Raw genomic sequence first — 25,260 nt, forward strand, 5'->3', positions numbered from 1 at the left:
TTGTCGTCGCCAATATCTGGGATTTTACGATTGGGTCTGCCTGCGCGGATGGCGAATGCAACACAGAAGAGCGGTGACAAACGATGGAACCCCCCATTTGCCCGGCTTGTGGATGCTCGTTAGTCAGATTAGGCATCACTAAGAAAAACGCTGTTCAACATAACTATGCAGGGAAGCAATACTGGTTCTGTTGTAAGGGGTGCCTGGAGTTATTCATAACCAACCCTGAATCATGCCTGGCCGAAACAGCCGGTTTGACAGTGTGTCCTGTTTGTTTAGCCGAAAAATCGGTTAATGCCACAGTGACAATGGATTTTAATGGCAAACCGGTTGGGCTTTGTCGCTGCCCTCATTGCCTGGAACTGTTTAATAAAAATCCACACTATTTCATTGCGCGTTTAGCCTGGCAAACAAACTATGCCGGTGTTTTGGGTGAAGGAATTGGTTGTTGTAGTCAATGAATCGAAACAAAGGAGGGTCAATGAAAACAAGTTTAAATAACACGGCTCACTTATCCGAGTGCGAGAGCAAGTCTTGTGCAACTTCTTTAACACAACAAGATTCCGATCTACCCCTTTCACCGGGAAGGCGTTTAACCGGTTGGTGTTTTGCGTCTTTAGCCTTACTCGCCTGTCCTTGCCATATTGCTTTTTGGGTCATGCTGTTTTCCGGGACAGCATTGGGCAGTTTCTTTTCCGAACAGACGGTAACTGCTGTCATGGGTTTTTCGGTGATATTCCTGGTTTTGTTAACCGCAACACTGTTGGCATTTAATAAAATTAAACTGTAGAGACGCGCACATCGCGTCTCTACAGCTTGATGCCGACATGGATTAAGCCTAAGTGTCCAGAAAGTTAACCAATATCCCAACCAACATGGTGATGGGTTTCCTTGGTGCCGGTAAAACCACAGCTATTCTTAATCTGCTTAAACAAAAACTGGCTGACGAAAAATGGGCGGTATTGGTCAATGAGTTTGGACAGGTCGGCATTGACGGTGCCATCTTCGCGGCTTCGGGCGCGATAGTCAGGGAAGTGCCGGGTAGGTGTCTATGTTGTGCGGTGGGGTTGCCTTTTCAGGTTGCCGTTAATCGCTTGTTAACGGAAGTCAAACCGGATCGTTTGCTCATTGAACCAACAGGCTTAGGCCACCCAAAGCGGGTACTGGATAGGCTCGCCGGAGGGTATTTTCAGGCCGTGCTGGATGTGCGTACCACTATCTGCCTGGTTGACCCGAGAAAATTAAGCGACAGCCGCTACACGTCGCATGAAAACTTTGTCGATCAAATCGCCTTATCCGACTGGTTTTTGCTCCTGCAAAACCAGCATACATCACATCCATGTGAATAATGTGCTGGTCGCTAATAAAATGGATTTGGCCGACAAAGCAGCGACTAAGCTGTTTGAGCGTTGGGCTGACGGAAGCCGCCCACGTAAAGCGGTAATTGCTCAAACCATTCAAGGACAACTGGATGTTGCCTGGCTGGATTTGACCAGAAACCCGGAAAGGCAAGCCTCTTTTCCTAATGCCCATCAAGATCGATTAATTCAAACAGATGAAGCCGCGCTAACGAATAAGGAACAACTTAAGTCAAATACAGCGGATGGTTACCAGAGTTATGGTGCTGCCGGAACACAGTTGCTTTGATTATGAGCATTTACAGGGATTATTAAGTCAACTGGAAGCGGAAAGAATAAAAGCGGTTTTTGCGACCAACAAAGGCTGGTTTATTTTTAATGCGGTTGATGGGGTAATGACTATCGTGCCCCGTGCAAACCTTCAGCAAACAGTCGGATTGAAATAGTTGCCACACAAAATAATGGGCAGGCTATTTCGGGGGGTTAAATCAATGTGTTGTCAACAGATGTTCGGACTCGAATTAAGAACCTCTTTCTATCAGGAATCACTACGCCAGACGGAATTTGTAACGCCTCCATCCGCCCCGTTTTAAATGGGCGCAATAAATACGCAGATATTTTTAATATTTCTGATCATTTACAGCGTGTTGCAATATTAGCCGTTTTTTTAAAATTTCTGCTTGACTCTGTTCTGGGGTACGGCATTTATGATTTCAACCGAGCTTTGGCTTTTTTCATATTGATCAGTCGATTATTTTCCTCTCCAGGAAAAATAATCGACCTTTTTAATCAACAACAAGCATGTTTATATCTCTTTTATAGTCTTACTGGGCATGTTTAGCCTTGATTCAACCAGGGTTAAATTTTGATCAACAATTGTTTGTTGTTCATAACATTATTAGGGTGAATAAAATGATGACAGATTTTTTGTTCTTTGTGTTTACTAAAATCTTACGTATTGACCTGAAAGACGCGCACGACATACCTTGGGGCACGCAATTATTCTTCTACCCGGTTATTGGCCTTCTCATTAGCTATGTCGTACTTAAATTCATGGGCTTTCGTTTTAATCTTTTTGAAGAAGATTTTGGGCTTTATGATGAAGGAGAAAAAGAAGAAAAAAGGAAACAACTGGAATCTACCCCAGATGAAAAGCCGGACTAGCTGGGCATTCAAATACCCCCGCTAGTCCAGGTAGGCTTTTACCGTTATCTCGCAATTTTGTCGATAAACGGCAACGTGTTTGTCGTTGGTGACGAGAGTTAAAAAGTTTCAGGATGGGTTGTCAGCGTTTCCCTATACAGCACCCCTGACAAACAACAAACCGCCTGCGTCACTGGTTATCCCTAAATGTTCACTATCGGCGCTTGCTAAGTGATAATCTCCTTCTTGCAATAGAATATCGCCCAGAAAAATATCTCCGCTCAGCATCATGCACTCTTCATCTAAAGGATGAAAATGGCCTTCAATTTCAGTGCCTGGTTCGATGCGGAAAAATCGTGAAGCAACGATGCCATCCGTCCACAGGTCTTTTTGAAAAAGCCCCAGTTGGACTTCAACCCACCCACCTGGGTTGTTTTTAATTGATTGGCTGTTTTTATGATTTTTAGGTACCAACCCACCCAAAACTTCTTTGAACATTGATAATGGCTGCCCGATTGAACTGCCGCGAAGATAAGCTACCGCGCCCTGTTTTGACTGGATCCGCCCATGACGGCTACCTGCGGGCGATACATGATAATCAAACTGATTTAATTCCATATCATCGACTTGTAAGCTGCCTGATAACACAATTCCTTCTTCAAGATAGTTATGCCGGTGCAAAGGTAATGCTGCACCTGGAGCAAATTCAATAAGCACAGAATTGCCCTGATGGCCCTGCCATAAGGGCTTGTAGCGAATACCCGAAACCAGGTGCTGCCACAGTCCTTCCCTGGAACGGATCGTCCGTAATCCGGCATGTTTGGCAATGCTGATTTGAATGCGGTTCTCCAGTCTTTTTTCGAGCGAATCAAGTATTGTTTGAGAAGGCGGTATTGTTTGTAACTGCCCTGAAATCATTTCAAATATTTTCGCTTGTTCCATGACTTCAATATCGCTCATCGCCTGTTCGGTAAGCTCTTGAGGTTGTTTGTTCATTGTCTTATCACGGTTGTAGGTATGGTGGTTGTGAGCGTTTCTCGTAAATGAATAACCGCTCTTCGCAAATGTGATTTCACTGTTCCTAACGGCAATTCGGCTTGATCCGCAATTTCTTCATGGCTTAGCCCCCTGAAAAATGATAAGGCAATGAGCTGGCGAGGCAATGGCTCCAGGCTTTTCAATGCGTTGTATAACAATTGGTTTTGTTCTATTGCCGACAACAAATCAGGTAGATCGTCGTGGTTTTCAACATTAATGTGCGTGTCCGTTTCAAATCCTGTCTGGCTTTCGAACGGTGGAATGCTGCGCCTGGCATCTAAAGCCCTGCTCCTGGCAATTGTCAGTATCCAAGCCTTTGCCGTTCCTCGAGAGGGATCGAAGCGTGGGGCTTGTCGCCAAATTTGAAAGAAAGTATCTTCCGTAACCTCCTCCGCAAGCTGAACGCTACCCGTTATCCTCAAGGCTATGCTATGGACATGCGTCGACATCTTTTTAAACAAGGTGGTAAACGCCGACTGGTCTTGCTTCAAAATGCGGCAAATCATATTCTGCAGTTCCTGTTCATCCGTATTGCCACAGGGCTTCGTTATATCGGCGATCCCCTCGTTTTCTATGCCTTGATCCAACCCAAAATCTTCCACAGCAGAAGATAAAACCTCCAGTCCTTCGACAGTTTTGTTATCGACCTGAGTAGCTTTCATGTGCTCAATACCTAATTTACGTTTCAGAAGGAGAAATGGATGCAGAACTTATGAAAAAGTGTATATGAAATAGTTTAGCAAAAATTAGTTATTTCAAGAATGGTAATAAACATGGTTTTAGAAGTGTCCTGTTTAATTAGACCATTGCAGTATTTTGTGACGGGGCTTCCCTGAATATCGACAATTTGCTGGGTGTTGCATTTATGGGTTGTATTCACGAAACTCTTTATTAAGGTCGCCGAAGCAAAAGAAACTGGGATTTATTTAGGATTAATTAGCGAATTTCTATAAAATCTACGTTTTATCTTAAATATGTACACTAAAAAGTCTAAATGGACCTAAAATTTCTCGATTTTGAACAACCCATCGCCGAATTAGAAGCCAAAATCAGGGAGCTTCGTAATGTCGAATCCGACAATAACATTAATATCTCAGATGCCTTAAAGCAACTTGAGGACAGGTGTGAAGCCCTCACTGGGTCGATCTTCTCGAATCTTTCCGATTGGCAGATTTCCCAGTTATCAAGGCATCCAGGGCGGCCTTATACGCTGGATTATATTGAACATATCTTTACTGATTTCCATGAGCTGCATGGTGACCGCACTTATGCAGATGATCCTGCGATTGTCTGTGGAATGGCTAGGTTGGACGGTCAGCCTGTTATGGTCATCGGGCACCAGAAAGGACGCGACACCAAACAGAAAATCTACCGTAATTTCGGGATGCCCCGGCCCGAAGGTTACCGCAAGGCACTGCGAGTGATGAAAATGGCTGAGCGTTTTAGATTACCTATCATCTGTTTGATCGACACGCCCGGCGCTTATCCGGGCATAGGCGCAGAGGAACGCGGCCAGAGCGAGGCCATCGCCAGGAATTTATTTGAAATGGCACGGTTGAAAACCCCCATCGTCTGTACCGTAACAGGGGAAGGCGGCTCCGGCGGCGCTTTGGCGATTGGTGTGGGTGACCGCCTGATTATGCTGGAATACAGCACCTATTCGGTTATTTCTCCCGAAGGCTGCGCTTCCATACTCTGGAAAAGTGCCGATAAATCGCAGTTGGCGGCTGAAGCGATGGGCATTACCTCAGACCGTATCCGTGAATTAGGCTTATTGGATGAGGTGGTGAGGGAGCCTTTGGGCGGGGCGCACCGGAATTGCCAATTGATCGCTGCAAATTTGAAAGATGCCTTGATTCGCCACTTAACCTATCTGCAACAGCAAACCATTGATGATCTGTTGGCAACGCGTTACCAGCGGTTGATGGGCTTTGGTGCTTTTGTTGAAGAAGTTGTTAAGTAGTTCCGTAGCCCGGATGAAGTTTACGAAATCCGGGGTTTCGTGGCTTTGATATTCCCGCATTCCGCAAGACTCCATGGGCTACTTGCTACTTGCTAAGTTTCAAAACAAATGAGTTATCCTTTCGAAGACAATCCTTTAAACGAATACCTTTTATCTCTTAGGCTGCTTGATTGTCAAGAGTATGAAGCAAGGCAAGAGTTAGCAAAAACTGACATTCAGCCTATTGAAAGAGCTAAATGGGGGAAAAAATTAAGTACCATACAAAATGATATTAAAAATTTAATTAAAGCCAATGAGCTTCAATCTCGTACATTCGATGTATTTCTAGGAGAGAAGGAATTGGCACTGGAACAATTTGAAAAGGAATTTCCCGAACCAAAGAAGCCTAATGCTAACTGTTGCCATGAAAATACTGTAATACGGCTTAGAGACAATGGAGATAAAAAACCACTCGTAGTATCTCAATGCCTGAGTTGTGGTGCATGCAAACAGAGCCATAAAAGAAATGAAACGAAAAATTGGGAAAGTTTGCCACCATTTGATGAAGCTTTATTTAAAAATAGATATAGCCAAAATGATCATTGCTGGTATCAAAAACGAAGAGAAATATATTGGGAAATTTATGGGACAGAAGGTATATATCCTCAATTCAATTCTAGCTCTTTTAGTGAAGAATTTAAGGCTATTGACCTGCCTCCAAAATATTCAGAAGAGTGCAAACACTCCAATACTGATACACAGATTACACTTAGAGTCTATGCTAAACGGAAATCTCCAGCCGTTGTTTTGCAATGCAAAGTTTGTGGGAAGCACTTAAAAGATATACCAAAAAAAGAAGTGCCAGATATTAAAAGGCTTCCTCTTTTTAATGAGAGTATCGTAATTGAGTATAAAGCGGAACAATCTAAATAGTACGATGAGCATAAGAAATGGAGTGCCAGGTTCAATGACGCACTAAAAAATGCCGAAGAAAAATTTTATAACGATAACAGAGAAGAGATTGATAATATTCGTCTACATAGGGAAAGCAAAACAACATTCGGCACTTATTACGATACACCTGAATGGACACGAACGAGGGATCGTATACTTTTAAGAGATGAAAATATTTGTCAGTGTTGCGGTTCTGGTGCGGAACATGTTCATCATATTGTTTATGAAAAGCTTGGTAGAGAAAACGATCTAGATTTAATTTCTTTATGTAATATTTGCCATAATGAGGTTCATCGCCATCAGGATTTATTTTCATATCGTTATCGTTTAACGCCAGATGAAATTCGCTGGAGTTTATAACTCTTGATGCGTTTCAAAATAATTTTTCAGCCGTTTAGCTTTCATGTGTTGGGTTACGGCGCACGGAAAATCTTGTAATATATCGAGGTGATTGATTTTGTGCGCCTAACCCAACCTACACTGCTTTCCGTGTTGTTGCCCCATTGATTATGCGGCACAGCGGCAATGGCTCATGGCGTGAGCATCAATGCTGAAATGTCGGCATTGGGAGGATAACTCCGTCCAATGGGCGGAAAACACTGGCCTGTGGCCTAGATGTAATGAAAAATGAAGGGGTAAATGCAAGTTCCAACCCAGTATTGCCTTTTTAGGCCAATGGCTTTTCAAAAAAATCGGGCTTTTGCCTGATCAGGCGATGTTTCTTTAGTCCGTGCAAAGGTCTCCGTATGAATACAAACTGGAAAACATTTTTACTAGGCCAACAGGCTACCGTCGATCATGAAAATCATGCCACTTTCGCAGTCGCAGCGAATATTGGCGAGAAGAGCATTTACCCGCTGACCCATCTCGCTGTATTAACGGTGACCGGTAAAGATGCGGCAAAATTATTGCAAGGGCAGATCACTTGTAATGTCAATGACATCAGTGAATCGAAAAGCAGCTTGGCAGCACTATGTAATCCAAAGGGCAGGGCGATTGCTACGATTTTGCTGGTGAAAAAAGAGGATACCTTTCTTTTGGTTCTCCCGGTAGAGCTTTTGGAAACCGTCAAAAAAAGGTTGCAGATGGTTGTGCTGCGTTCTGATGTCAAGATAAGGGATGGCTCCGATGAGTATTGTCTAGTAGGCCTATGTGAACCGGATAAGCCTGCTCAACCTTTCGTTACAGAGATTCAACACGATATGATCGCTGTCAGTCTCCCTGCATCGACGAGACGTAGGTTGTTGATAACAGGTATCGATAACGCGATACGTTATTGGTCAGGGCAAGTCGGTCGTCAAGGTTTCCGAATGGCGGGTTCAGGCGAGTGGCGTTATCTCGATATCATCTCAGGCATTCCCTGGTTGACGACGGAAACTTCGGAAGAGTTTATTCCACAAATGCTTAATCTTGATAAATTGGGTGGCATCAGCTTCAACAAGGGTTGTTATACCGGTCAGGAAATCGTTGCCCGCACACATTATCTTGGCAAGGCTAAACGCGAGATGTTTCTTGCCGAATGCCAAATCTCAGCGCCGCCAAAACCCAATTCAACGATTGTAAACAAGGATAGCGATGTACAGGAAGGGGTCGGCAAAGTGTTGCTGGCACAACAAGGCCGACAGAACTGTAAGATGCTGGTTATTCTCCAGACTGTTGAATCCACCTACAACAATCTTGGCTTGAAAGATGATACTCAAGCCCGACTTAATTTATTGCCTTTTAATCCATGATAGATCAACAGGCTGCCAAGTCATTTTGCCGGTTAGCGACCCTAACTGTTTGTGCCGTTTATTTCTTGATACTGGTTGGCGGGATTGTCCGTGCTTCCGGTGCCGGAATGGGATGTCCTGACTGGCCGACCTGTTTTGGACAGTGGGTTCCACCGACGGAGGAAGCTCAATTACCGGCTGATTATCATGAACGTTTTGCGCTAGGTTATGAGAATACCCAGTTCAATCCAATTAAAACCTGGACGGAGTATTTGAACCGTCTAACAGGCGTGTCCATTGGCATACTCATTTTTCTTACGGCTATTCGGTCACGCATTTATTTGCAGGGCGATAAGGCTGTTTTCTATTTATCATTAACCGTTTTTGGGTTGGTTGGTTTTCAAGGCTGGCTGGGTTCAACCGTGGTTGCCAGTAATCTCAAGCCGGTCATTATTACCCTACACATGTTGCTGGCTTTATTTATCGTCGCCTTGCTCATCTATATTCTTGCGCGTTCGCAAAAGTCTCATTGGGGTTATTTTGATATAAGCGTGTTACCGGATAAGTTCAATAAAGTGCTGGTTGCGGCCATGTTGATGACCTTATTGCAGGTAGCCATGGGCACGCAAGTCCGAGAGGCGGTGGATATGATTGCCAATGAACACGCTTATATTGGTCGCCAATACTGGCGCGACGATTTCCCCATTATTTTTTATGTGCACCGTTCATTTGCTTCGATTATTTTGTTTACGAATGGATGGTTGTTTTGGAAAATCTTCCAAGGATTTGGCAGGACGACCCTCATTTTTAAAGTGGGTTTATTGATTATGGGACTCATAGTTGCAGCCATCCTTGCAGGGATTTCCCTCGATAGGCTAGGAGTGCCACCAATAGCCCAACCCATCCATTTGTTAATGGCTAACCTGATCTTTGGAACGCAGTTCTTCCTGTATATTTACCTGAAGTATTCAAAACAGTCAACGCAAAATCGGGTCTAGCTGGCCTTATCAGGGCGACTGGATATGAGAGTGTTGGGCTTGGTTGATGAATTAGAGAGGACGTTAGTTTAACACCCTCAACAAACATTAAGCTATGATGGCATTGGCTTTTATGGGAACGCCGATGGAAATTGCGCTGAATGAAGGGGATCGGTCAATGTTGGCTTTTTGTGCACCTGTAAAAATCTTCCGATTGTTTTCGCTAATTGTCCCCTCTCCTCTTCACGGCAGGGTATAGCTTAAACTATTGCCTGGATTTCGGGGTGCACTATAATTTTCTGACCTGATCGACGTGCTGTCCAAACTTAATATCCTATCGAGTCTCGACTCTTCCATTTATGCACCGTTTTGAGGTTGATGTTAACAGCCCATTAGCTCGCAGATCTTCACACTACAGATGCTTGTATTCTTGACTAGGTAGCTTATCTCTTCATTTGCCGGTTGAAATCACACAAACAATACAAGGTGTTTTGGATGGATGAGTGCATTCAATGATGCTTGATTTTGACGAGTTAAGATCAAAATAGTTGACTTATGGGGCTGTATTTTGTACTGTATAATATTTTCCAAATACGTAATGACTAATAATGTGATCCTCGCTTGTGACTATTTTTAGCGCGATACGGCCCGGCCACCGTAACAATTTATCGAAATTCATTTCAAGCTATGTGCTTGTCGCGCTGATTTGCCATCTGTTTTTAGGCCATGTGGCGATGTTTTCCTATGTGCTGTGTTTCGGCCAGGAGGGTCATGTCGCGGTGGAAAAAGCCGGTCATGATCACAAAGCCGAGGCATCGGTTCTTCCCGAACAAACTCTGCAAACCCGCCTATCTGCTGACTCAATGGCTGTGAGTTCAGCCACTGCGAAAGAAGTATCCGGGAAACCGGCGGTTTATGATACTCAGCGGCTGGACGATTCACAGCCCTGTCTCGATTTGCCGCTTGATGACGGCGATCATTGTGGCCATCATTCTCTGAAGCCGGTTCAACAGCATCTTATGGAAATCGGCTGGGCGTTGCTGACAGCCGTTATCCTGTTAATTCTGCCGGTTCAGCTCAGGCCTTTAAAACTCAAGCCACTTTCTGCGGTAAATGCTGGCTCGTCAAATCCTCTCCTACGGCGCTGCGTCGTCCTGTTAATTTAAGCAAACTCCCAAAATTTTATGCCGCCTTCAGGCGGTTAGATTTTCCGCCTATTGCAGGTGGAAAATGGCCTTATGATTTATTGCGGAGATCATTCATGTTTTTTTCCGAAAATAAAACCGCCGCTTGCGGACTGGCGGCGGTTTTGCTGTTGTTCGGCGTCTCTGCCCGTGCATTTTCAACAGAAAATGCACGGGAACCGCAGTTGTTGGCGCAATTACCCACTCAACCTTCCGTAAACCCCGACACCGCTATTGCCGACGTCCCGCTCACGCTCCAGCAGGCGCTGGCGCTGACTTTGACCGGGAACCCGGAATTAGCGGCTTTTTCCGAGGAAATTCGCGCACGGGAAGCTGCGGAACTGCAAGCGGGTCTGCTGCCGAATCCGGTGTTTGGCGCAAATGCGGGCAATTTTGGCAACAGGTCTGTCAAGGGTTTCGATGGCGATGTCGTGACCTTGGCGCTGAGTCAATTAATCGAACTGGGCGGTAAACGTGCCGCCCGTATTCAGGTCGCACAGATCGGGCGGGAAGTCGCGGACTGGGATTATGAAATCCAGCGCGTCACGGTATTGGCTCGTGCGGTGCAAGCTTTTATCGATGTGCTTAGCGCCCAGGCGCGTACCGAACTGACGCGGCATTCGCTGGAGCTTGCGGAAAAAGTCGTCCAAACCGTCAGTAACCAGGTCAAGGCCGGAAAAGTTTCGCCGGTCGAAGCGACCCGCGTCGAAGTCGCTTTAGCTACAACAAGAAGCGAAATGATGCGCACCGAACGGGAACTGGAAGCGGCCGGGAGAAAGCTTGCCGCGTTCTGGGGCAGTACAGTCCCGGAATTTTCAAACGTACAGGGCGATCTCGAAGCCATTCAAACGCTGCCTTCATTGCCGTCGCTGACTGATCGGTTGAAACATAGTCCGGAACTTGACCGCTGGACGTCCGAACTGTCTCGGCGGCAAGCGCTGCTGGAAGCGGAAAAAACCAAGGCCGTACCCGATTTGACCGTGACCCTCGGCGGCGGCAATTATCTGGACCGCCAGGATTATGTCATGAATGTGGGATTTTCCTTGCCGCTGCCGGTTTTCGACCGGAATCAGGGCAACATTCAGCAAGCCGAGCGGCAGCGCAGCAAGGCTGAAAACGAGCAGCAAGCCGCTCAAGTCCGAATCGGCACCGAACTCAATACGACTTATCTGAATCTCGATGCAATCCACGCCGAAATTGAGAACTACCGCTCTACTATTCTGCCCGGAGCCGAGAGCGCGTATCAGGCCGTGCAAAAAGGTTACCGGTTAGGAAAGTTTGCCTTATTGGATGTGCTGGATACCCAGCGGACGCTATTTAATGCCAAAGGTCAATATTTGCGCGCCTTGGCCGCCTATCATCAAGGCGTCGCCGACATTGAACGGCTCATGGGCGGCGCTATCAGCGAGGACTCAAAATGAACAAAAAATCTTTAATGATCATCAGTGCTTTGTTAATTATTGGCATCGTGCTGGCCAGTCTGATTCTCACCCTGGATGCACCTTCGGTTACCGATGAAGGAAAGGCGGGGTCTGCTGAACAGAGTAATGCGTTTCCGCGTGGACTTCATCGCGGCAGGTTACTGTCAAAAGACGACTTTGCGCTGGAGGTCACGATTTACGAAACGGGAGTTTCGCCCCAGTTTCGCGTTTATGCCTACCAGGACGATAAACCGCTCTCGTCTGAACAGGTGCAACTGGAAATAACCCTGCATCGTTTCGGTGGACAGACCGAGCGGATCCGCTTTAAACCGGAGGCGGACTACCTGCTCGGAGATGCGGTTATTGAAGAGCCGCATTCGTTTGATGTGAACATCATCGCCGGTTTCGACGGCAAAACTTTCCCATTCACTTATTCACAGGTAGAAGGACGGGTTCAATTGAATGCCGCGTCACTGCAAAGCGCCGGTATCACGATCGATACGGCAGGCCCGGCCAGGATCGAAAGCGTGTTGAAATTGCCGGGCACCATCGAGTTTGATCAGAACCGGCTCGCCCATGTCGTCCCACGGGTCGGCGGCGTGGTCGTTGAAGTCCGTAAAAAACTGGGTGAATCCGTTAGCCAGGGAGAAGTCCTTGCGGTACTGGAAAGCCGTGAACTGGCAGAGCTGAGAAGCCGGTTGGCAAGTGCGCGTAAACGCCTGGAGCTTGCCCGTTCGATGTATCAGCGCGAAGAGCGCTTATGGCGTGAACAGATTTCCGCCGAGAAGGATTATTTGAACGCCCGCACGCAGTTGGCAGAGGCGGAGATTGCCGTCGCCACCGCAAGCGACCAATTGGACGCCTTGGGTATGCAGGCGGATAAAGGCGCGCGCGGTGTCAGTCTGGCTCGTTACGAACTGCGCTCGCCGCTGACTGGAACCGTAGTTGAAAAACATCTGGTCGTTGGCGAAGCCGTTCAGACCGACACCACCGTGATGGTCATTGCCGATTTGACTACACTCTGGGGCAATTTCAGCGTACCCGCCAATAATTTGAATCAGGTCAAAACAGGACAACAGATACGCGTTAAAGCGCCGGAACTCGGGTTTGAGACAACGGCCACCATCGACTATCTGGGGGTTTTGGTTGGAGAACAAACGCGTTCGGCGCCCGCCCACGCCCATATCGATAATCAAGCGCTGCACTGGCGGCCCGGTTTGTTTGTCACCGTCGAGGTGGTCGAAACAGCAGCCACCGTGCCGGTAACGGTAGCGCTAGAAGGATTGCAGAATTGGCGCAATTCCGAGGCGGTGTTTGTCCAGGATGGCGATCAATTTGAAGTGCGACCGTTGTCTGTGGGACGGCGTGATGCAAACCGGGCTGAGGTTCTACAGGGACTTAGCGGCGGAGAACGCTACGTAGCGGTCAACAGTTTCGTATTAAAAGCGGAATTGGGTAAGGCCGGGGCAACTCACGATCATTAGGAGGCATCATGTTCGAACGAATTCTAAAGTTTGCTATTCAAAGCCGCTGGCTCATTATGTTTGCCACCGCAGCGGTGGCATTGTTGGGTGTCTACAGTTTCCAGCGCTTGTCGATCGATGCGGTGCCGGACATCACCAATGTCCAGGTGCAAATCAACACCGCCGCAGCCGGCTATTCACCGCTAGAGGCGGAGCAGCGCGTCACGTTTCCGATTGAAACGGTGATGGCGGGGCTTCCGGGACTGGAACAAACGCGCTCATTGTCCCGCTATGGCCTGTCGCAAGTGACCGTTATTTTTAAAGACGGAACTGATATTTATTTTGCGCGGCAACTGGTCAGTCAGCGTATTCAGGAGGCGAAAAGTCGACTGCCGCCGGGATTGGAGCCGACTATGGGGCCGATAGCCACGGGTCTTGGCGAGATTTTTATGTGGACGGTGACGGCCGAGCCCAATGCGCGCAAAACTGACGGCAGCCCCTACGATGAGACCGACCTGCGCACACTGGAAGATTGGGTGGTGCGCCCTCAACTGCGGACGGTACCCGGCGTCACCGATGTCAACAGCATAGGTGGCTATGTCAAGCAATACCATGTGACACCCGATCCCGCAAAATTGATCGCTTACGGCCTAAGCCTAAACGACGTGCTCACCGCGTTGACCCGTAATAATGACAATGTCGGTGCCGGTTACATCGAACATCACGGCGAACAATACCTCATTAGGGTGCCCGGCCAGGTAAAAAACCTTGAGGAAATCGGGCGCATTATCGTCGGAAATCACCAGGGGACGCCGATCTTCATTCGGGATGTGGCCGATGTGTTGATCGGCAAGGAACTGCGCACCGGCGCCGCCACCGAAAATGGCCGTGAAACCGTGCTCGGCACGGTGTTTATGCTGGTAGGCGAAAACAGCCGGGCGGTTTCTCAACTGACCGGCGACAAACTGGATGAAATCAACCGCAGTTTGCCGGACGGCGTCAAGGCCACGCCAGTCTATGACCGGCGCATTCTGGTCGATAAAACCATCGCAACGGTCAAAACCAATCTACTGGAAGGTGCCATCCTGGTCATTGCCGTGTTATTCCTGTTTCTGGGCAACCTGCGTGCCGCCTTGATTACCGCGATGGTGATTCCGCTGGCGATGCTGTTTACGTTCACCGGTATGGTCACGCAAGGCGTGAGCGCCAATTTGATGAGTCTGGGCGCCCTTGATTTCGGGATTATTGTCGATGGCGCTGTCGTCATCGTGGAAAACTGTGTCCGCCGTCTGGCGATCGAACAACACCGCCTGCAGCGGCCGTTGTCCTTGACCGAGCGGCTCGATGCGGTGTTCAGCGCCTCTCAGGAGGCGAGGCGGGCGCTGTTGTTCGGTCAGGCCATTATTATGACGGTGTATTTGCCGATATTCACGCTGTCCGGTGTCGAAGGCAAAATGTTTCACCCCATGGCGTTCACCGTCGTGGCCGCCTTGTTGGGCGCCATGCTACTTTCGATCACGTTTATCCCCGCCGCACTCGCGATCTTTATCGGCGAACGGGTTAGCGAAAAGGAAAGTCCACTGATGCGTTTTGCACAAAAAATATATCGGCCGTTGTTGGACTGGGCATTGGTTAATGTTGCGGTGGTTTTAACCGGAGCGGTGGTGTTGGTTGTCCTGAGTTTGCTGTTGTCCACGCGCATGGGATCGGAATTTATTCCCACACTGGATGAAGGCGATATCGCCCTGCATGCGTTGCGCATTCCGGGGACCAGTTTATCGCAGGCGGTTGAGATGCAGCGTACGCTGGAAAAAAAAATTACCGCATTCCCGGAAGTTGAGCGGGTGTTCGCCAAGATGGGGACAGCCGAGATTGCGACCGACCCGATGCCGCCCAGCGTGGCAGACAATTTCATTATGATGAAAGAACGCTCTAAATGGCCCGATCCCGGTCGTTCCAAGGCCGACCTGGTGTCTGCGCTGGAACGGGCGGTCAAGGAGGTGCCTGGCAATAACTATGAATTTACGCAGCCGATCAAAATGCGCTTTAACGAGCTGATAGCCGGTGTTCGGGCCGATGTCGCGGTCAAGGTGTTTGGCGACGATCTGGAGAGTCTGCTGGAAATAGCCGAACAGATGAGCCAAGTCCTGGAAAAGGTGCCGGGGGCTTCGGATGTCAAAGTCGAACAGGCGACCGGATTGCCGTTGTTGACCGTGCAGATGAAACGGGACATGCTGGCACGCTTCGGCTTGAATACCGCAGATGTTCAGGCGGCGGTTCAAGTGGCGATGGGCGGGGTCAGCGCCGGCGAGATTTTTGAAGGCGACCGGCGTTTCGACCTGTTGGTGCGGCTGCCGGAAAAACTGCGCAGCGACCCTGAGGCAATGCGGCAAATCCCGATACCGTTACCTGTCCAGCAACAGGATTCGAAGCAACAAGCCTTTATTTTGCTCGGCACGGTAGCGGACTTTGAATTGACTCAGGGGCCTAATCAAATCAGCCGTGAAAATGGTAAAAGGCGGATCGTTGTGACCGCTAATGTGCGTGGCCGGGATTTAGGCTCCTTCGTGGCGGAAGCCCAGGAAAAAATCGGCGCAGGGGTCAAGGTGCCCACCGGTTACTGGATCGTATGGGGCGGTCAATTCGAGCAAATGATTGCGGCCGCCGAGCGGCTGCAAATCGTGGTGCCGGTGGCGTTGCTGATTATTTTTCTGCTGTTGTATGCCACTTTCGGCAATTTCCGCGACGGCCTGTTGGTGTTCACCGGAGTTCCGTTCGCGCTGACCGGCGGCATTGTTGCGCTGTGGCTGCGAGATATTCCCTTGTCGATTTCGGCAGCCGTCGGTTTTATTGCGCTTTCTGGCGTGGCCGTGCTCAATGGCCTGGTGCTGATCACGTTTATCAATAAATTGCGCCAGGACGGTTTAGCATTGGAACAAGCGGTCTACGAGGGTGCAATGGTTAGATTGAGGCCGGTATTGATGACCGCGCTGGTGGCTTCGCTCGGTTTTATCCCGATGGCCTTGGCGACCGGCACCGGCGCGGAGGTGCAACGGCCCCTGGCAACGGTGGTCATCGGCGGCATCGTGTCATCGACCATCCTGACGCTACTCGTACTGCCAATCCTGTATCGACTGGCACATCGAAGGGATGAGGAAGCGAAGAATTTCACTGCCGAATCTGCGCTCTCGCCGACAAAGGCGCAACAGTCGCCAGAAGCGCTGTGACGGTATGTGGCTGTTCACCCGCAGCAGTCCTATTAGGACAAGGGCAGTGGAGCCGTGCCTTGGCTGCAAGCTTTTTGGCAGGGTACGGCGTAGCGCTGACCGTTGTGGCCTTTGTATAAGCATGAGGAGGTAAACGAAAAAATGGATATCGAAACTGAACTTCTTTATGCCTCGCGCATGATGGTCGCTGCGCTGATAGGAGGCTTGATCGGCTGTGAAAGAGAGCGCCATGCAAGCGACGCGGGCATTCGAACTTACATGGCGATCTCTATAAGGTGCTTGTGCATTCTGTTTGATATCCGTCCATGTGGCGAATGATCCGACCCGTATTGCGGCGCAAGTCGTCTCGGGCATAGGCTTTATCGGAGCGGGCGTCATTTTTCAGGATAAGGGGGGTGTTGTGGGGCTAACGACCGCCGCAACGCTTTGGGCGACAGCGGCAGTCGGCATGGCCAGCGCTTTCGGGATGTATGTGTTGGCGATTGTCACGGGAGGGCTGATTTTTGCAACCCTTGTGCTTCACCACCTACCCGGCTGGAAGCGGCTTAGCCGAAAACATGGCAATCAAGACGATCCCGAGTAGCAGGTGCCGTCAATTAGCATGGACAATTTTTGTCATTTTTAAATCAATTGCAAAGGAGTAAATCATGGGATTCTTTGAACGGATGCTGGGCAATTTAATGGGCGGTAGATTCGGTGGTCACCACGGTGGCTATCAAGGCGGTCATCTATGACATTTACAACAAAAACAATAACAACCTTGCAACGCTATTTTGAAACCCAAGTAGCCAAGATAAAATCCAGCGAGAATTATCTGGCAATAATAAACATGCCGCCACTTAAACGCTGGACAACAGTGGCCGCACTGATCCTTTTGTCACAGATGGTGATTTTTGGCAGTTTATATCTGATTTTTGGTGAAATTGTTGTCATCGGTTTCTTTGCCAGCATCTTGGCCGGACTGGCTACGGGACTTGGCGCTTTACCTGCCCTGTTTTTCAAAGACATCTCCAAAGACCTATTCAATAGCATGCTCGGCGCCGCCGCCGGTGTCATGCTGGCCGCAACCGTATTTTCCCTGCTGGTTCCAGGCATGGCTTATGGCAATCAAATCTGGCCCGGCAAAGGCATTTATATCGTCTCCTTGGGTATGTTGATCGGCGCTGTGTTTTTGCATTACGCTGACCATCAGTTGCCACATATACGCTTTGATTCAATTGCTGGTACCAAACCGACCTCCCTAAACAAAGTCTGGCTATTCATTATTGCAATTACCATCCACAACTTTCCTGAAGGCATGTCAGTCGGAGTCAGTTTTGGTTCGGGGGAGATGAAAAACGGTGTAGTCCTGGCTGTTGCCATAGCCCTGCAAAATATTCCCGAAGGCCTGGCCGTCGCCCTACCCCTAGTCGGGCTAGGCTACAACAAGTGGCGAGCCGTGGGTGTTGCCACCTTAATTGGCCTGGTTGAACCCGTAGGCGGTTTGCTAGGTATTACCATGGTCACCGTCTTCCAACCCATCCTGCCGATAGCCATGGGCTTTGCCGCTGGAGCTATGCTCTTTGTGATCAGCGAAGAAATTATTCCCGAGACCCATTCCAACGGTCGTTCGCGCTATGCTACATTTGCATTAATGATTGGCTTCATCATTATGATGGCCTTGGACAACATGCTGGGTTAATGTCATAGGCGGATTCAAACAATGAATGTGAACAGTGCAGCGACAACCGAACAGGCGAGCGCCTCAAGCCTGCGGGTTCTGATGACGCGTACGCGCCGGATCGAAGTCGGACGTATTTTGCTTACCGGCTTGATAGCGCTGCTGTTTTGGCGGCAATGGGTACCGCTACAAATCATGTGGCTGGCTGTCGCTATTGGTTTATATCCGCTCGTAAAAGCCGGCTTGATCGACCTGATACGCGAACGCAAAATAGGCACCGAGATTTTCGTTACCGTTGCCACCTTGGTCGCTGTGTTTGGAGGCGAGACAGTTGCCGGCGCCCTGCTGATGGTGATTATTCTCATTGCGGAGTTCATCGCCGACCTGAATATGGATCGCGCACGGACTTCCATCAAGACCCTGATCGGCTCGGTGCCGCAAGTCGCGCTGATGCGCGGCGCGGACGGTGAACGCGTGGTTCCGATTGAGCAATTGCGAAGCGGCGATGTCGTTCTGGTGCGTGCCGGCGAAAAAATTCCGGTGGACGGCCGCATCGTCGGCGGCGCCGCATCGATCAACGAAGCGCCCATCACCGGCGAAAGCCTTCCCAAGGACAAGAGTATCGGCGCGAGCGTTTTTGCCGGCACCATCGTCGCATCGGGCGCACTCGATATTCAGACCGAAAAAGTTGGCAGCGACACCACCTTTGCCCGCATCATCGGACTGGTGGAAAACGCCGAGGCGGCGCAAGCGCCTGTGCAAAAACTCGCCGACCAAGTTGCGTCGTGGCTGATTCCGGTCGTTTTTATATTTCTCATCGTGGTTTATATGGTCACGGGCGACGTGCGCACCATCGTCACCCTGCTGATTTTTACCTCGCCTGCCGAGCTGGGACTGGCGACACCCTTGGTGATGATCGCCGCCATTGCGCGGGCTGCCCACCATGGGATTTTGGTCAAGGGCGGTTTGTATCTGGAGTCGCTGGCTAAAGTGGATGTGATGGTCTTCGACAAAACAGGAACACTGACCGCGAACAAGCCTGAAGTGGTTCGCGTGGAGGCACACGACGCACGATTTTCTGAAATGGAACTGTTGAGTTTGGCTACCGCCGCCGACCGCCGTTCAGCGCATCCGCTGGCTAAAGCCGTGGTGGATTACGCAACTTCGAAAAAAATTGCCGTGTCGGAGCCTGATCAATATGAGCAGGTGCAAGGTCGAGGCGTTATAGCAACCGTCTCGGGGCGCGCCGTGCTGGTCGGCAATGCAGCGCTGCTGCGTGAAAACGGCATAACACTTGCCGCGGCAATTGAAGACGGCGGACAGACGCCAGTTCATGTGGCCGTTGATGGACACTTTGCAGGGGTCATTTTTATCGCTGATACGTTACGGCCCGGTGCTCGCGAAGCACTGAAAAAGTTGAAAGAGACTGGCGTCAAACGCATCGTGATGTTGACCGGCGACAATGAGGCCACCGCACGCGCGGTGGCCACGGAATTAGGCGTGGACGAGGTGCGCGCCAACTTGCTGCCGGAAGATAAAGTCACCGCGATCGAAGAGTTAAAAAAGCAAGGGCATCGCGTAGCAATGATAGGTGACGGCATCAACGACGCACCAGCCCTGGCACGGGCGGATGTGGGTATTGCGATGGGCGGCGGCGGCATCCAGGCCGCGCTGGAAGCGGCTGATATTGTTTTAATGACAGATGATCTATATAAAATCGTCAGTGCCCGTGCCATTGCCCGCAGCGCTTACCGCACGATTCAGGAGAATTTATTTGTGGGCGTTGGCGTAGTCCATGTGTTGGGCATCACGGCGGCGCTGATGGGTTGGATTGGTCCTATCGAAGCCGCCTTGTTACATCTGGGGCCGGATGTTCTGGTGTTTGTGAACTCCGCCAAATTGCTGCGTATTCGGATTGATGGAGTCTGAATAATCTCCGGTGCGCAAATAATAAACGGAAATTGGGGAGCAAGGTCATATGATAATTAGCGTTTCTAAGCCGATGCTGGAAAAGCATCAAGTTGCTATTTATTTCAGAGCAGTGTTTGCTGGACTACTGGCGGCTACCTTCCTGGATCAATCCTCTGCTGCCTTGAAAGAAAGTTTTACTGTCGAACCTATCCGCCTGTCAACAAAGGAGCATTAAATGCAAACTTCACAAGCTATCCCAATTTTCGCGCTCTATCCTGCTATGGCGGTATTGGCGGGAAGTGCCGTCGCGCTCTGGCGACCGATGAAACCCACGATCATTAGTGGTCTCCAACATTTTGCAGCTGGGGTACTGTTTTGTGTCGTCGCCACCGAATTGCTGCCCGACCTAGTGCACCGCAAGATGCCGTGGGTAACGCTCCTTGGATTCGGCTTAGGTTTTATTGCAATGTTGGTCATTAAACACTTTGCCGAACAAGCTGGACAAAAGGACGGGAGCCAGGGTTCTCAATCGACCAGCCTCATCGTAATATCGGGAGTAGATATTGCGTTAGATGTGTTACTGATTGGGGTTGGGTTTGTCGCTGGCCAGAAACAGGGCTTGTTGCTTACCATCGCTTTATCGCTCGAATTGCTGTTTCTAGGGCTGTCGGTGGCGGTTGCTTTGCACACTACCGGCGTGAAGTATGAACGTGTGGTGCTAATCATGCTCGGTTTTGCGCTGTTGTTGGTGGTGGGTACATGGGCTGGAACGACACTGCTCATCGGCGCTTCGAATACTTTAGTTGATTCAGTGCTCGCGTTTGCCCTTGCGGCTTTACTCTATCTTGTGACCGAGGAACTACTCTGTTGAAGCGCATGAGGTGCCAGAAACAAGTACGCAGACAGCCATGTTCTTTGTCGGGTTTATCCTGCTGTTAATGATTGAGATGTTTATATGAACAATATCATTGAATTGCCACTCATTGTTATTGTGCTGCATGGGCAAATGACTGGTGAACATGGCTATTGCTAAAGAATTAACACGGACAGGTATTGTCGAAGCCAGGCTGTCCTCGGCCATCCTTGTTAATACGCCGTTAAATTTCATAGGGTACAAGCATTATGAACTCAAATAATCAACCTGAAAAGCCAGGCTGTTGTGCTGGAAAAAAACCGGATAACCATCAGCCAGTCGCTTCAATATCTACTAAAAGCATGACTTTCAAAATCGAAGGCCTGGACTGCGCTGAAGAAGTTGCTACTTTAAAAAATGCGATTGGCCCGATAGCGGGTGGCAGTGACAAGCTGATTTTTGATATTTTAAATGGGCGTATGACACTTTTGCTTGACGCCGGGCCCGTGACTGAAAAAATCATCATTAAAGCGGTTGCCGCGACCGGGATGAAGGCGACTCGCTGGCAAGCAGGTCAGGCGCAAGCTGATGTAAAACAGCTTCACCGCTCGAAGACCATTTATACCACACTCAGCGGCTTGTTTATCATTGTCGGCATGTTGATTCATATCGCTATAGCCGGTGGTTTTATTGATTTAAAAACTTTTCTCAGCCAACCTGAAAATTGGTTACCCCAATGGGAGGTTGTCACCCAATATCTCACTAGCTTATTAAACGCACATACGCAGCAGGTTATGCCTTTACCTGAAAAAATTGCGTTTGGCCTGGCGGTTGTTTTCGGTGCCCGGCATGTGGTGGTTAAAGCTTTTTATGCGCTTAGACGATTGCGTGCCGATATGAATTTGTTGATGACGGTTGCCGTTATCGGCGCCATGTTCATTGACGAATGGTTTGAGGCGGCGACCGTGAGCTTTTTATTTTCCTTGTCCTTGGCAATTGAAAGCTGGAGTATTGGCCGCGCCCGTCATGCGGTAGAGGCGTTACTGGATTTAGCGCCTTCAACGGTTACGATCAAGGATGACAGCGGACAAGAGCGCGTGGTATCGGCCGCAGAAGTCAGTATCGGCAGCCGTTTTATCGTAGCGCCGGGCGATAAAATTCCTTTGGATGGCGATGTGCTTGGCGGTTTCAGTTCTGTCAACCAGGCACCTATTACCGGTGAAAGCATGCCGGTTGCCAAGCAAGTTGACGATGACGTGTTTGCCGGAAGTGTCAATGGTGAAGGAACGCTGGAGATCAAGTCCTCAAAACTCGCTACGGATACCACCTTGGCGCATATCATTCGTCTGGTTGGAGAAGCCCATAGCAAACGGGCAGAAGCCGAGCAATGGGTGGAGAAGTTTGCCCGCATTTATACTCCGGCGGTGATGATCCTGGCATTAGCCGTATTTATCATTCCGCCGTTGTTTTTAGGGGGCACCTGGAACGAGTGGTTCTATCGCGCCTTAGTGTTGCTGGTGATTGCCTGCCCTTGTGCGTTGGTCATTTCAACACCGGTCAGTATTGTAGCGGCATTGGCTAGCGCTGCTAAACAAGGCATTCTCATCAAGGGCGGTATTTATATCGAAGCACCGGCTCATCTTAATGCGATTGCCTTTGATAAAACCGGAACGCTGACCTGCGGTGAACCGATAGTCACCTGTATTTACCCTTTTAATGGTCATAGCGAAGAAGAACTGTTAAGTCGTGCAGCGGCACTGGAAGCACGAAGTAACCATCCCTTGGCTAAAGCCATTTTACAATACACAGAAAATAGAGGTATCAGTATTGCCAGCGCTGAAAACGTGACAGTTCTACCAGGTAAAGGTGTAACCGGCCTATTTAATGGGACTGATTTCTGGCTGGGATCGCGTCGTTATTTGTTGGAGCGTAGTCAGGAAGTTCCGGAAATCAGTGAAAAAGCGATTGCTCTGGAACAGACCGGTCAAACCGTTATCGTCATTGGCAATGATCGGCACATTTGCGGCCTGATTGCCGTCGCCGATCAACCCCGTGCCCAAATTAAATCGATTTTGCAATCCCTCAGACAAAATGGAATCAAACACCTGGTTATGTTGACCGGTGATAATCAGGTTACGGCTAATAACATAGCGGCACAAATCGGCATTGATGAAGTGCATGCCGAATTGTTGCCAGCCGATAAAGTTGAGATTGTCAGTCAAATGGTCGAAAAATACGGACAGGTGGCTATGGTCGGTGATGGTGTTAACGACGCTCCGGCTTTAGGGCGAGCCAATCTGGGTATTGCCATGGGCGTGTTGGGTTCGGATGCGGCGATAGAAATAGCAGATATTGCATTAATGGGGGATGACCTCTCCAAGCTCCCTTGGCTAATCAGTCATTCCAAAAGGACACTGGCAATTATCCGGCAAAATATTATCTTTGCCCTCACTATTAAAGCCGCTTTTGCATTGTTAGCTTTTGCAGGCCTGGCAACATTATGGGAAGCCATTGCGGCCGACACGGGGGCTTCTTTAGTGGTCGTTGCCAACGGATTGAGGTTGCTACGCCCTGGAAGCGTTTCTGCCAAATAACTCATGTTACGCACTTAAGTGTTTGCAGTTCATCAAAAGCAAGTCAAACAGCTTTCATATACAATTTTGCCCGTAAGGCAAAAAAATTGAGTTTATGCCGGATTGACAGGCATTCCAGGCGGAAGGCGGTATAGATTGAAAGAAACACATGGTTGCTTTGTGTCCTGACCCGCCGGGTCGGTGATTTCGCCAAAGCCGCATTGGACTAGAGCGTTTTATGGAAGACCTCCACTTTCCATCGTTTTTGGTAGATTGTTTCAGTCGCCGCCTTATCGCAGTCGAGGTCGCTACAGGCCAAGTACAGGAACCCGGTACTGTTGTCTTTGTTTGTAAAGACTTGTCGATGTAGTGCAACGAAATCGAGGACAACTGAAGCCTTGGAACCCTGGATTCCGCAAGCTGCATCGAGGCTTGCTATTCCTCATAGATGAGGTATTCCGGCAATAGTAATTCGGAGTTCGGATAAACATTAGGTTCTGTTGGCATTTTATTGCCTAAACCAAATTCACAAAAACATAGGGTTAGGTTCAAGTACCGAAAGATGCATCGTCATTCCGGCATGGATTGCCGGAATCCAGGAGCCAAGGAAGGCATCCATGCCGTCTGGATGCCGTCACTCCCTGACGGCATGACGGTAATCGATTGATTTTCCGTTGATGAAATGTCAACAGAGCCTAAAGCGTTTATCAAAATCCAGGCAGGCATATCTTTTTACGTTGCCCCTCATCTCATCAATCATATCGTATTGGTCTTGGTACATCTTTGCGTAGGCATTAGCTCTGGGTATCAACAACTTAGCTGACCTATAAGTTCCAATTAATTCGCCTAATCTATCAAGAAGCTTTCTTAATTTAATATAAAAACCCAATATATCCCTTCCGCATATCCCTTCCGCCGGAGGCTAAAAGTTTTATCGTCGCCTTAGCCAAATCTTGCGTCTCCTTATCGCCGAAATCACCCGCTTCTTTTTGAAGACGAAATAGCTCATCTTCGATTGCATGGCATTGCGCCATTACCTTTGGATCTTCATCCATGCGCAGAAATTCGTCTCATGCGCTTTTTTGGCCGTATCGACAAATCGTTTGCAAGCATCTCTTGCGCTTGGATGCCAGGTTGTACTATCGATCAACTGATTGGTGGGTACTCGATACATTGCAAGTTCTAAAGTCGAGTTATCGATAAAAGAAAATATCAGCTTTTCCTGGGCGGTTGCGTTTTGTGGATAAAACGGCCTGGCGTAGGTGGTATAACTATTTCCATAAATACCATTCTCTTGAATGAATTGAGAGGTATTTGCTCCCAGGGTCATTTGAAATGGTGAACCAGGCTCTCGACCGAAGAAGTAAATAGTTCCATCAGGAAAGAACTGCATAAGATACAATCCATCACGGCTTAACCATTCGCCAAACACTGATTGAATATTATCTGCTTGAGCAAACTTGCAGACGAGAACTAATAGAAGAACCGAAAACAATTTTACTTTCATCTCTAGCCTTTACATTTCTCAAAATGAACAAAGGGCACCGACTCAAAGTTTCGTAGCTTCGGGTACGCATCGCATACCTTTCCAAGGTTTCGAATAAACTGAACATTCTGGAAATGGTATGCGGTGCATACCCTACATGGCTTATGGATTGCGGTACTATCTGTGCAATCAGTGCCTTATATTGCCACTTTAATCACACTGTTGATTAGCATTGCGCCAAATTACCGATGGAATAAATCCGCAATCGCCATGGAAGAACTGGACGACGCATAAGCCTAATGATAACCCGTTCGAACCAAAAATTATCAATTCACCCCACCCGTACAGGCGCAATTAA

General features: G+C 48.8%; 26 protein-coding genes and 1 pseudogene. 22 read left to right on the forward strand and 5 right to left on the reverse strand.

Annotated features, from left to right (window positions below; translation table 11 throughout):
- Nucleotides 1-83: 83 nt before the first annotated feature.
- The 6 genes from ACLQ6D_RS11345 to ACLQ6D_RS11370 all read left to right on the forward strand — a co-directional run bounded on the left by ACLQ6D_RS11345 (nt 84) and on the right by ACLQ6D_RS11370 (nt 2,522).
- Nucleotides 84-461, forward strand: coding sequence for a YHS domain-containing protein (locus ACLQ6D_RS11345; RefSeq protein WP_411727397.1), 378 nt, complete (start codon nt 84-86; stop codon nt 459-461).
- A 20-nt stretch (nt 462-481) separates the two neighbouring features.
- On the forward strand, nt 482-790 hold the full coding sequence (locus ACLQ6D_RS11350; protein ID WP_411727398.1) for a hypothetical protein: 309 nt from the start codon (nt 482-484) through the stop codon (nt 788-790).
- Between the two features lie 52 nt (nt 791-842).
- Nucleotides 843-1,349, forward strand: a complete 507-nt coding sequence (locus ACLQ6D_RS11355; RefSeq protein ID WP_411727399.1) for a CobW family GTP-binding protein — start codon at nt 843-845, stop codon at nt 1,347-1,349.
- 1 nt (nt 1,350) lies between these two features.
- On the forward strand, nt 1,351-1,647 hold the full coding sequence (locus ACLQ6D_RS11360) for a hypothetical protein (protein ID WP_411727400.1): 297 nt from the start codon (nt 1,351-1,353) through the stop codon (nt 1,645-1,647).
- A gap of 207 nt (nt 1,648-1,854) precedes the next feature.
- Nucleotides 1,855-2,199, forward strand: a complete 345-nt coding sequence (locus ACLQ6D_RS11365; RefSeq protein ID WP_411727401.1) for a hypothetical protein — start codon at nt 1,855-1,857, stop codon at nt 2,197-2,199.
- Between the two features lie 71 nt (nt 2,200-2,270).
- Complete coding sequence (locus tag ACLQ6D_RS11370; RefSeq protein ID WP_411727402.1) at nt 2,271-2,522, forward strand: hypothetical protein; 252 nt, start codon at nt 2,271-2,273, stop codon at nt 2,520-2,522.
- Between the two features lie 132 nt (nt 2,523-2,654).
- Here the strand turns inward: ACLQ6D_RS11370 and ACLQ6D_RS11375 are convergent, their stop codons facing one another.
- Both ACLQ6D_RS11375 and ACLQ6D_RS11380 read right to left on the reverse strand, forming a co-directional pair.
- A complete protein-coding gene (locus ACLQ6D_RS11375) occupies nt 2,655-3,497 on the reverse strand; it encodes a cupin domain-containing protein (protein ID WP_411727403.1) in 843 nt (280 codons plus the stop codon).
- Complete coding sequence (locus ACLQ6D_RS11380; RefSeq protein WP_411727404.1) at nt 3,494-4,201, reverse strand: RNA polymerase sigma factor; 708 nt, start codon at nt 4,199-4,201, stop codon at nt 3,494-3,496. The genes ACLQ6D_RS11375 and ACLQ6D_RS11380 overlap by 4 nt, the downstream gene beginning before the upstream one ends.
- 332 nt (nt 4,202-4,533) lie before the next feature.
- On the opposite strand from ACLQ6D_RS11380, the gene accA reads away from it, so the two are divergent.
- From accA to ACLQ6D_RS11455, 15 genes are all read left to right on the forward strand, one after another.
- Nucleotides 4,534-5,502 (forward strand): acetyl-CoA carboxylase carboxyl transferase subunit alpha, encoded by a 969-nt coding sequence (accA, locus tag ACLQ6D_RS11385; protein ID WP_411727405.1) that lies wholly within the window; start codon nt 4,534-4,536, stop codon nt 5,500-5,502.
- Nucleotides 5,503-5,610: 108 nt separating this feature from the next.
- On the forward strand, nt 5,611-6,414 hold the full coding sequence (locus ACLQ6D_RS11390) for a hypothetical protein (protein WP_411727406.1): 804 nt from the start codon (nt 5,611-5,613) through the stop codon (nt 6,412-6,414).
- 767 nt (nt 6,415-7,181) lie between these two features.
- Nucleotides 7,182-8,168, forward strand: a complete 987-nt coding sequence (locus ACLQ6D_RS11395) for a YgfZ/GcvT domain-containing protein (protein WP_411727407.1) — start codon at nt 7,182-7,184, stop codon at nt 8,166-8,168.
- Entirely contained in the window at nt 8,165-9,145 is a 981-nt protein-coding gene (locus ACLQ6D_RS11400; protein WP_411727408.1) for a COX15/CtaA family protein, read from the forward strand. The genes ACLQ6D_RS11395 and ACLQ6D_RS11400 overlap by 4 nt, the downstream gene beginning before the upstream one ends.
- Nucleotides 9,146-9,747: 602 nt before the next feature.
- A complete protein-coding gene (locus ACLQ6D_RS11405; RefSeq protein ID WP_411727409.1) occupies nt 9,748-10,290 on the forward strand; it encodes a hypothetical protein in 543 nt (180 codons plus the stop codon).
- Between the two features lie 95 nt (nt 10,291-10,385).
- Nucleotides 10,386-11,729 (forward strand): TolC family protein, encoded by a 1,344-nt coding sequence (locus ACLQ6D_RS11410; RefSeq protein ID WP_411727410.1) that lies wholly within the window; start codon nt 10,386-10,388, stop codon nt 11,727-11,729.
- Nucleotides 11,730-11,776: 47 nt separating this feature from the next.
- On the forward strand, nt 11,777-13,213 hold the full coding sequence (locus ACLQ6D_RS11415; RefSeq protein ID WP_411727411.1) for an efflux RND transporter periplasmic adaptor subunit: 1,437 nt from the start codon (nt 11,777-11,779) through the stop codon (nt 13,211-13,213).
- A gap of 8 nt (nt 13,214-13,221) precedes the next feature.
- Entirely contained in the window at nt 13,222-16,419 is a 3,198-nt protein-coding gene (locus ACLQ6D_RS11420; RefSeq protein ID WP_411727412.1) for an efflux RND transporter permease subunit, read from the forward strand.
- 180 nt (nt 16,420-16,599) lie between these two features.
- Nucleotides 16,600-16,737 carry an MgtC/SapB family protein gene (locus tag ACLQ6D_RS11425; protein WP_411727423.1) on the forward strand — a complete coding sequence of 46 codons (138 nt, stop codon included), beginning with the start codon at nt 16,600-16,602 and terminating at the stop codon, nt 16,735-16,737.
- Nucleotides 16,712-17,002 carry an MgtC/SapB family protein gene (locus tag ACLQ6D_RS11430; RefSeq protein ID WP_411727413.1) on the forward strand — a complete coding sequence of 97 codons (291 nt, stop codon included), beginning with the start codon at nt 16,712-16,714 and terminating at the stop codon, nt 17,000-17,002. The genes ACLQ6D_RS11425 and ACLQ6D_RS11430 overlap by 26 nt, the downstream gene beginning before the upstream one ends.
- A 147-nt stretch (nt 17,003-17,149) precedes the next feature.
- Complete coding sequence (locus tag ACLQ6D_RS11435; RefSeq protein ID WP_411727414.1) at nt 17,150-18,100, forward strand: ZIP family metal transporter; 951 nt, start codon at nt 17,150-17,152, stop codon at nt 18,098-18,100.
- 21 nt (nt 18,101-18,121) lie between these two features.
- Nucleotides 18,122-20,008: a heavy metal translocating P-type ATPase gene (locus ACLQ6D_RS11440; protein WP_411727415.1), complete on the forward strand. Its 1,887-nt coding sequence runs from the start codon at nt 18,122-18,124 to the stop codon at nt 20,006-20,008.
- Between the two features lie 49 nt (nt 20,009-20,057).
- Complete coding sequence (locus tag ACLQ6D_RS11445) at nt 20,058-20,225, forward strand: hypothetical protein (RefSeq protein WP_411727416.1); 168 nt, start codon at nt 20,058-20,060, stop codon at nt 20,223-20,225.
- On the forward strand, nt 20,226-20,861 hold the full coding sequence (locus ACLQ6D_RS11450) for a ZIP family metal transporter (protein ID WP_411727417.1): 636 nt from the start codon (nt 20,226-20,228) through the stop codon (nt 20,859-20,861).
- 251 nt (nt 20,862-21,112) lie between these two features.
- Nucleotides 21,113-23,437 (forward strand): heavy metal translocating P-type ATPase, encoded by a 2,325-nt coding sequence (locus ACLQ6D_RS11455; protein ID WP_411727418.1) that lies wholly within the window; start codon nt 21,113-21,115, stop codon nt 23,435-23,437.
- 43 nt (nt 23,438-23,480) lie between these two features.
- On the opposite strand, the pseudogene ACLQ6D_RS11460 reads toward ACLQ6D_RS11455, so the two are convergent.
- The 3 genes and pseudogenes from ACLQ6D_RS11460 to ACLQ6D_RS11470 form a co-directional block, all read right to left on the reverse strand.
- Nucleotides 23,481-23,801 (reverse strand): annotated as a pseudogene (locus tag ACLQ6D_RS11460) (IS701 family transposase); the annotation flags it as partial.
- A 487-nt stretch (nt 23,802-24,288) separates the two neighbouring features.
- A complete protein-coding gene (locus tag ACLQ6D_RS11465; protein ID WP_411727419.1) occupies nt 24,289-24,471 on the reverse strand; it encodes a hypothetical protein in 183 nt (60 codons plus the stop codon).
- The gene (locus ACLQ6D_RS11470) at nt 24,450-24,923 is read right to left on the reverse strand and encodes a hypothetical protein (protein WP_411727420.1); all 474 of its coding nucleotides are present in this window, start codon (nt 24,921-24,923) and stop codon (nt 24,450-24,452) included. The genes ACLQ6D_RS11465 and ACLQ6D_RS11470 overlap by 22 nt, the downstream gene beginning before the upstream one ends.
- A gap of 123 nt (nt 24,924-25,046) precedes the next feature.
- On the opposite strand from ACLQ6D_RS11470, the gene ACLQ6D_RS11475 reads away from it, so the two are divergent.
- Entirely contained in the window at nt 25,047-25,196 is a 150-nt protein-coding gene (locus tag ACLQ6D_RS11475; RefSeq protein WP_411727421.1) for a hypothetical protein, read from the forward strand.
- Nucleotides 25,197-25,260: the final 64 nt, after the last annotated feature.

The sequence above is a fragment of the Methyloglobulus sp. genome (genome assembly GCF_046714055.1).
Lineage (GTDB): Bacteria > Pseudomonadota > Gammaproteobacteria > Methylococcales > Methylomonadaceae > Methyloglobulus.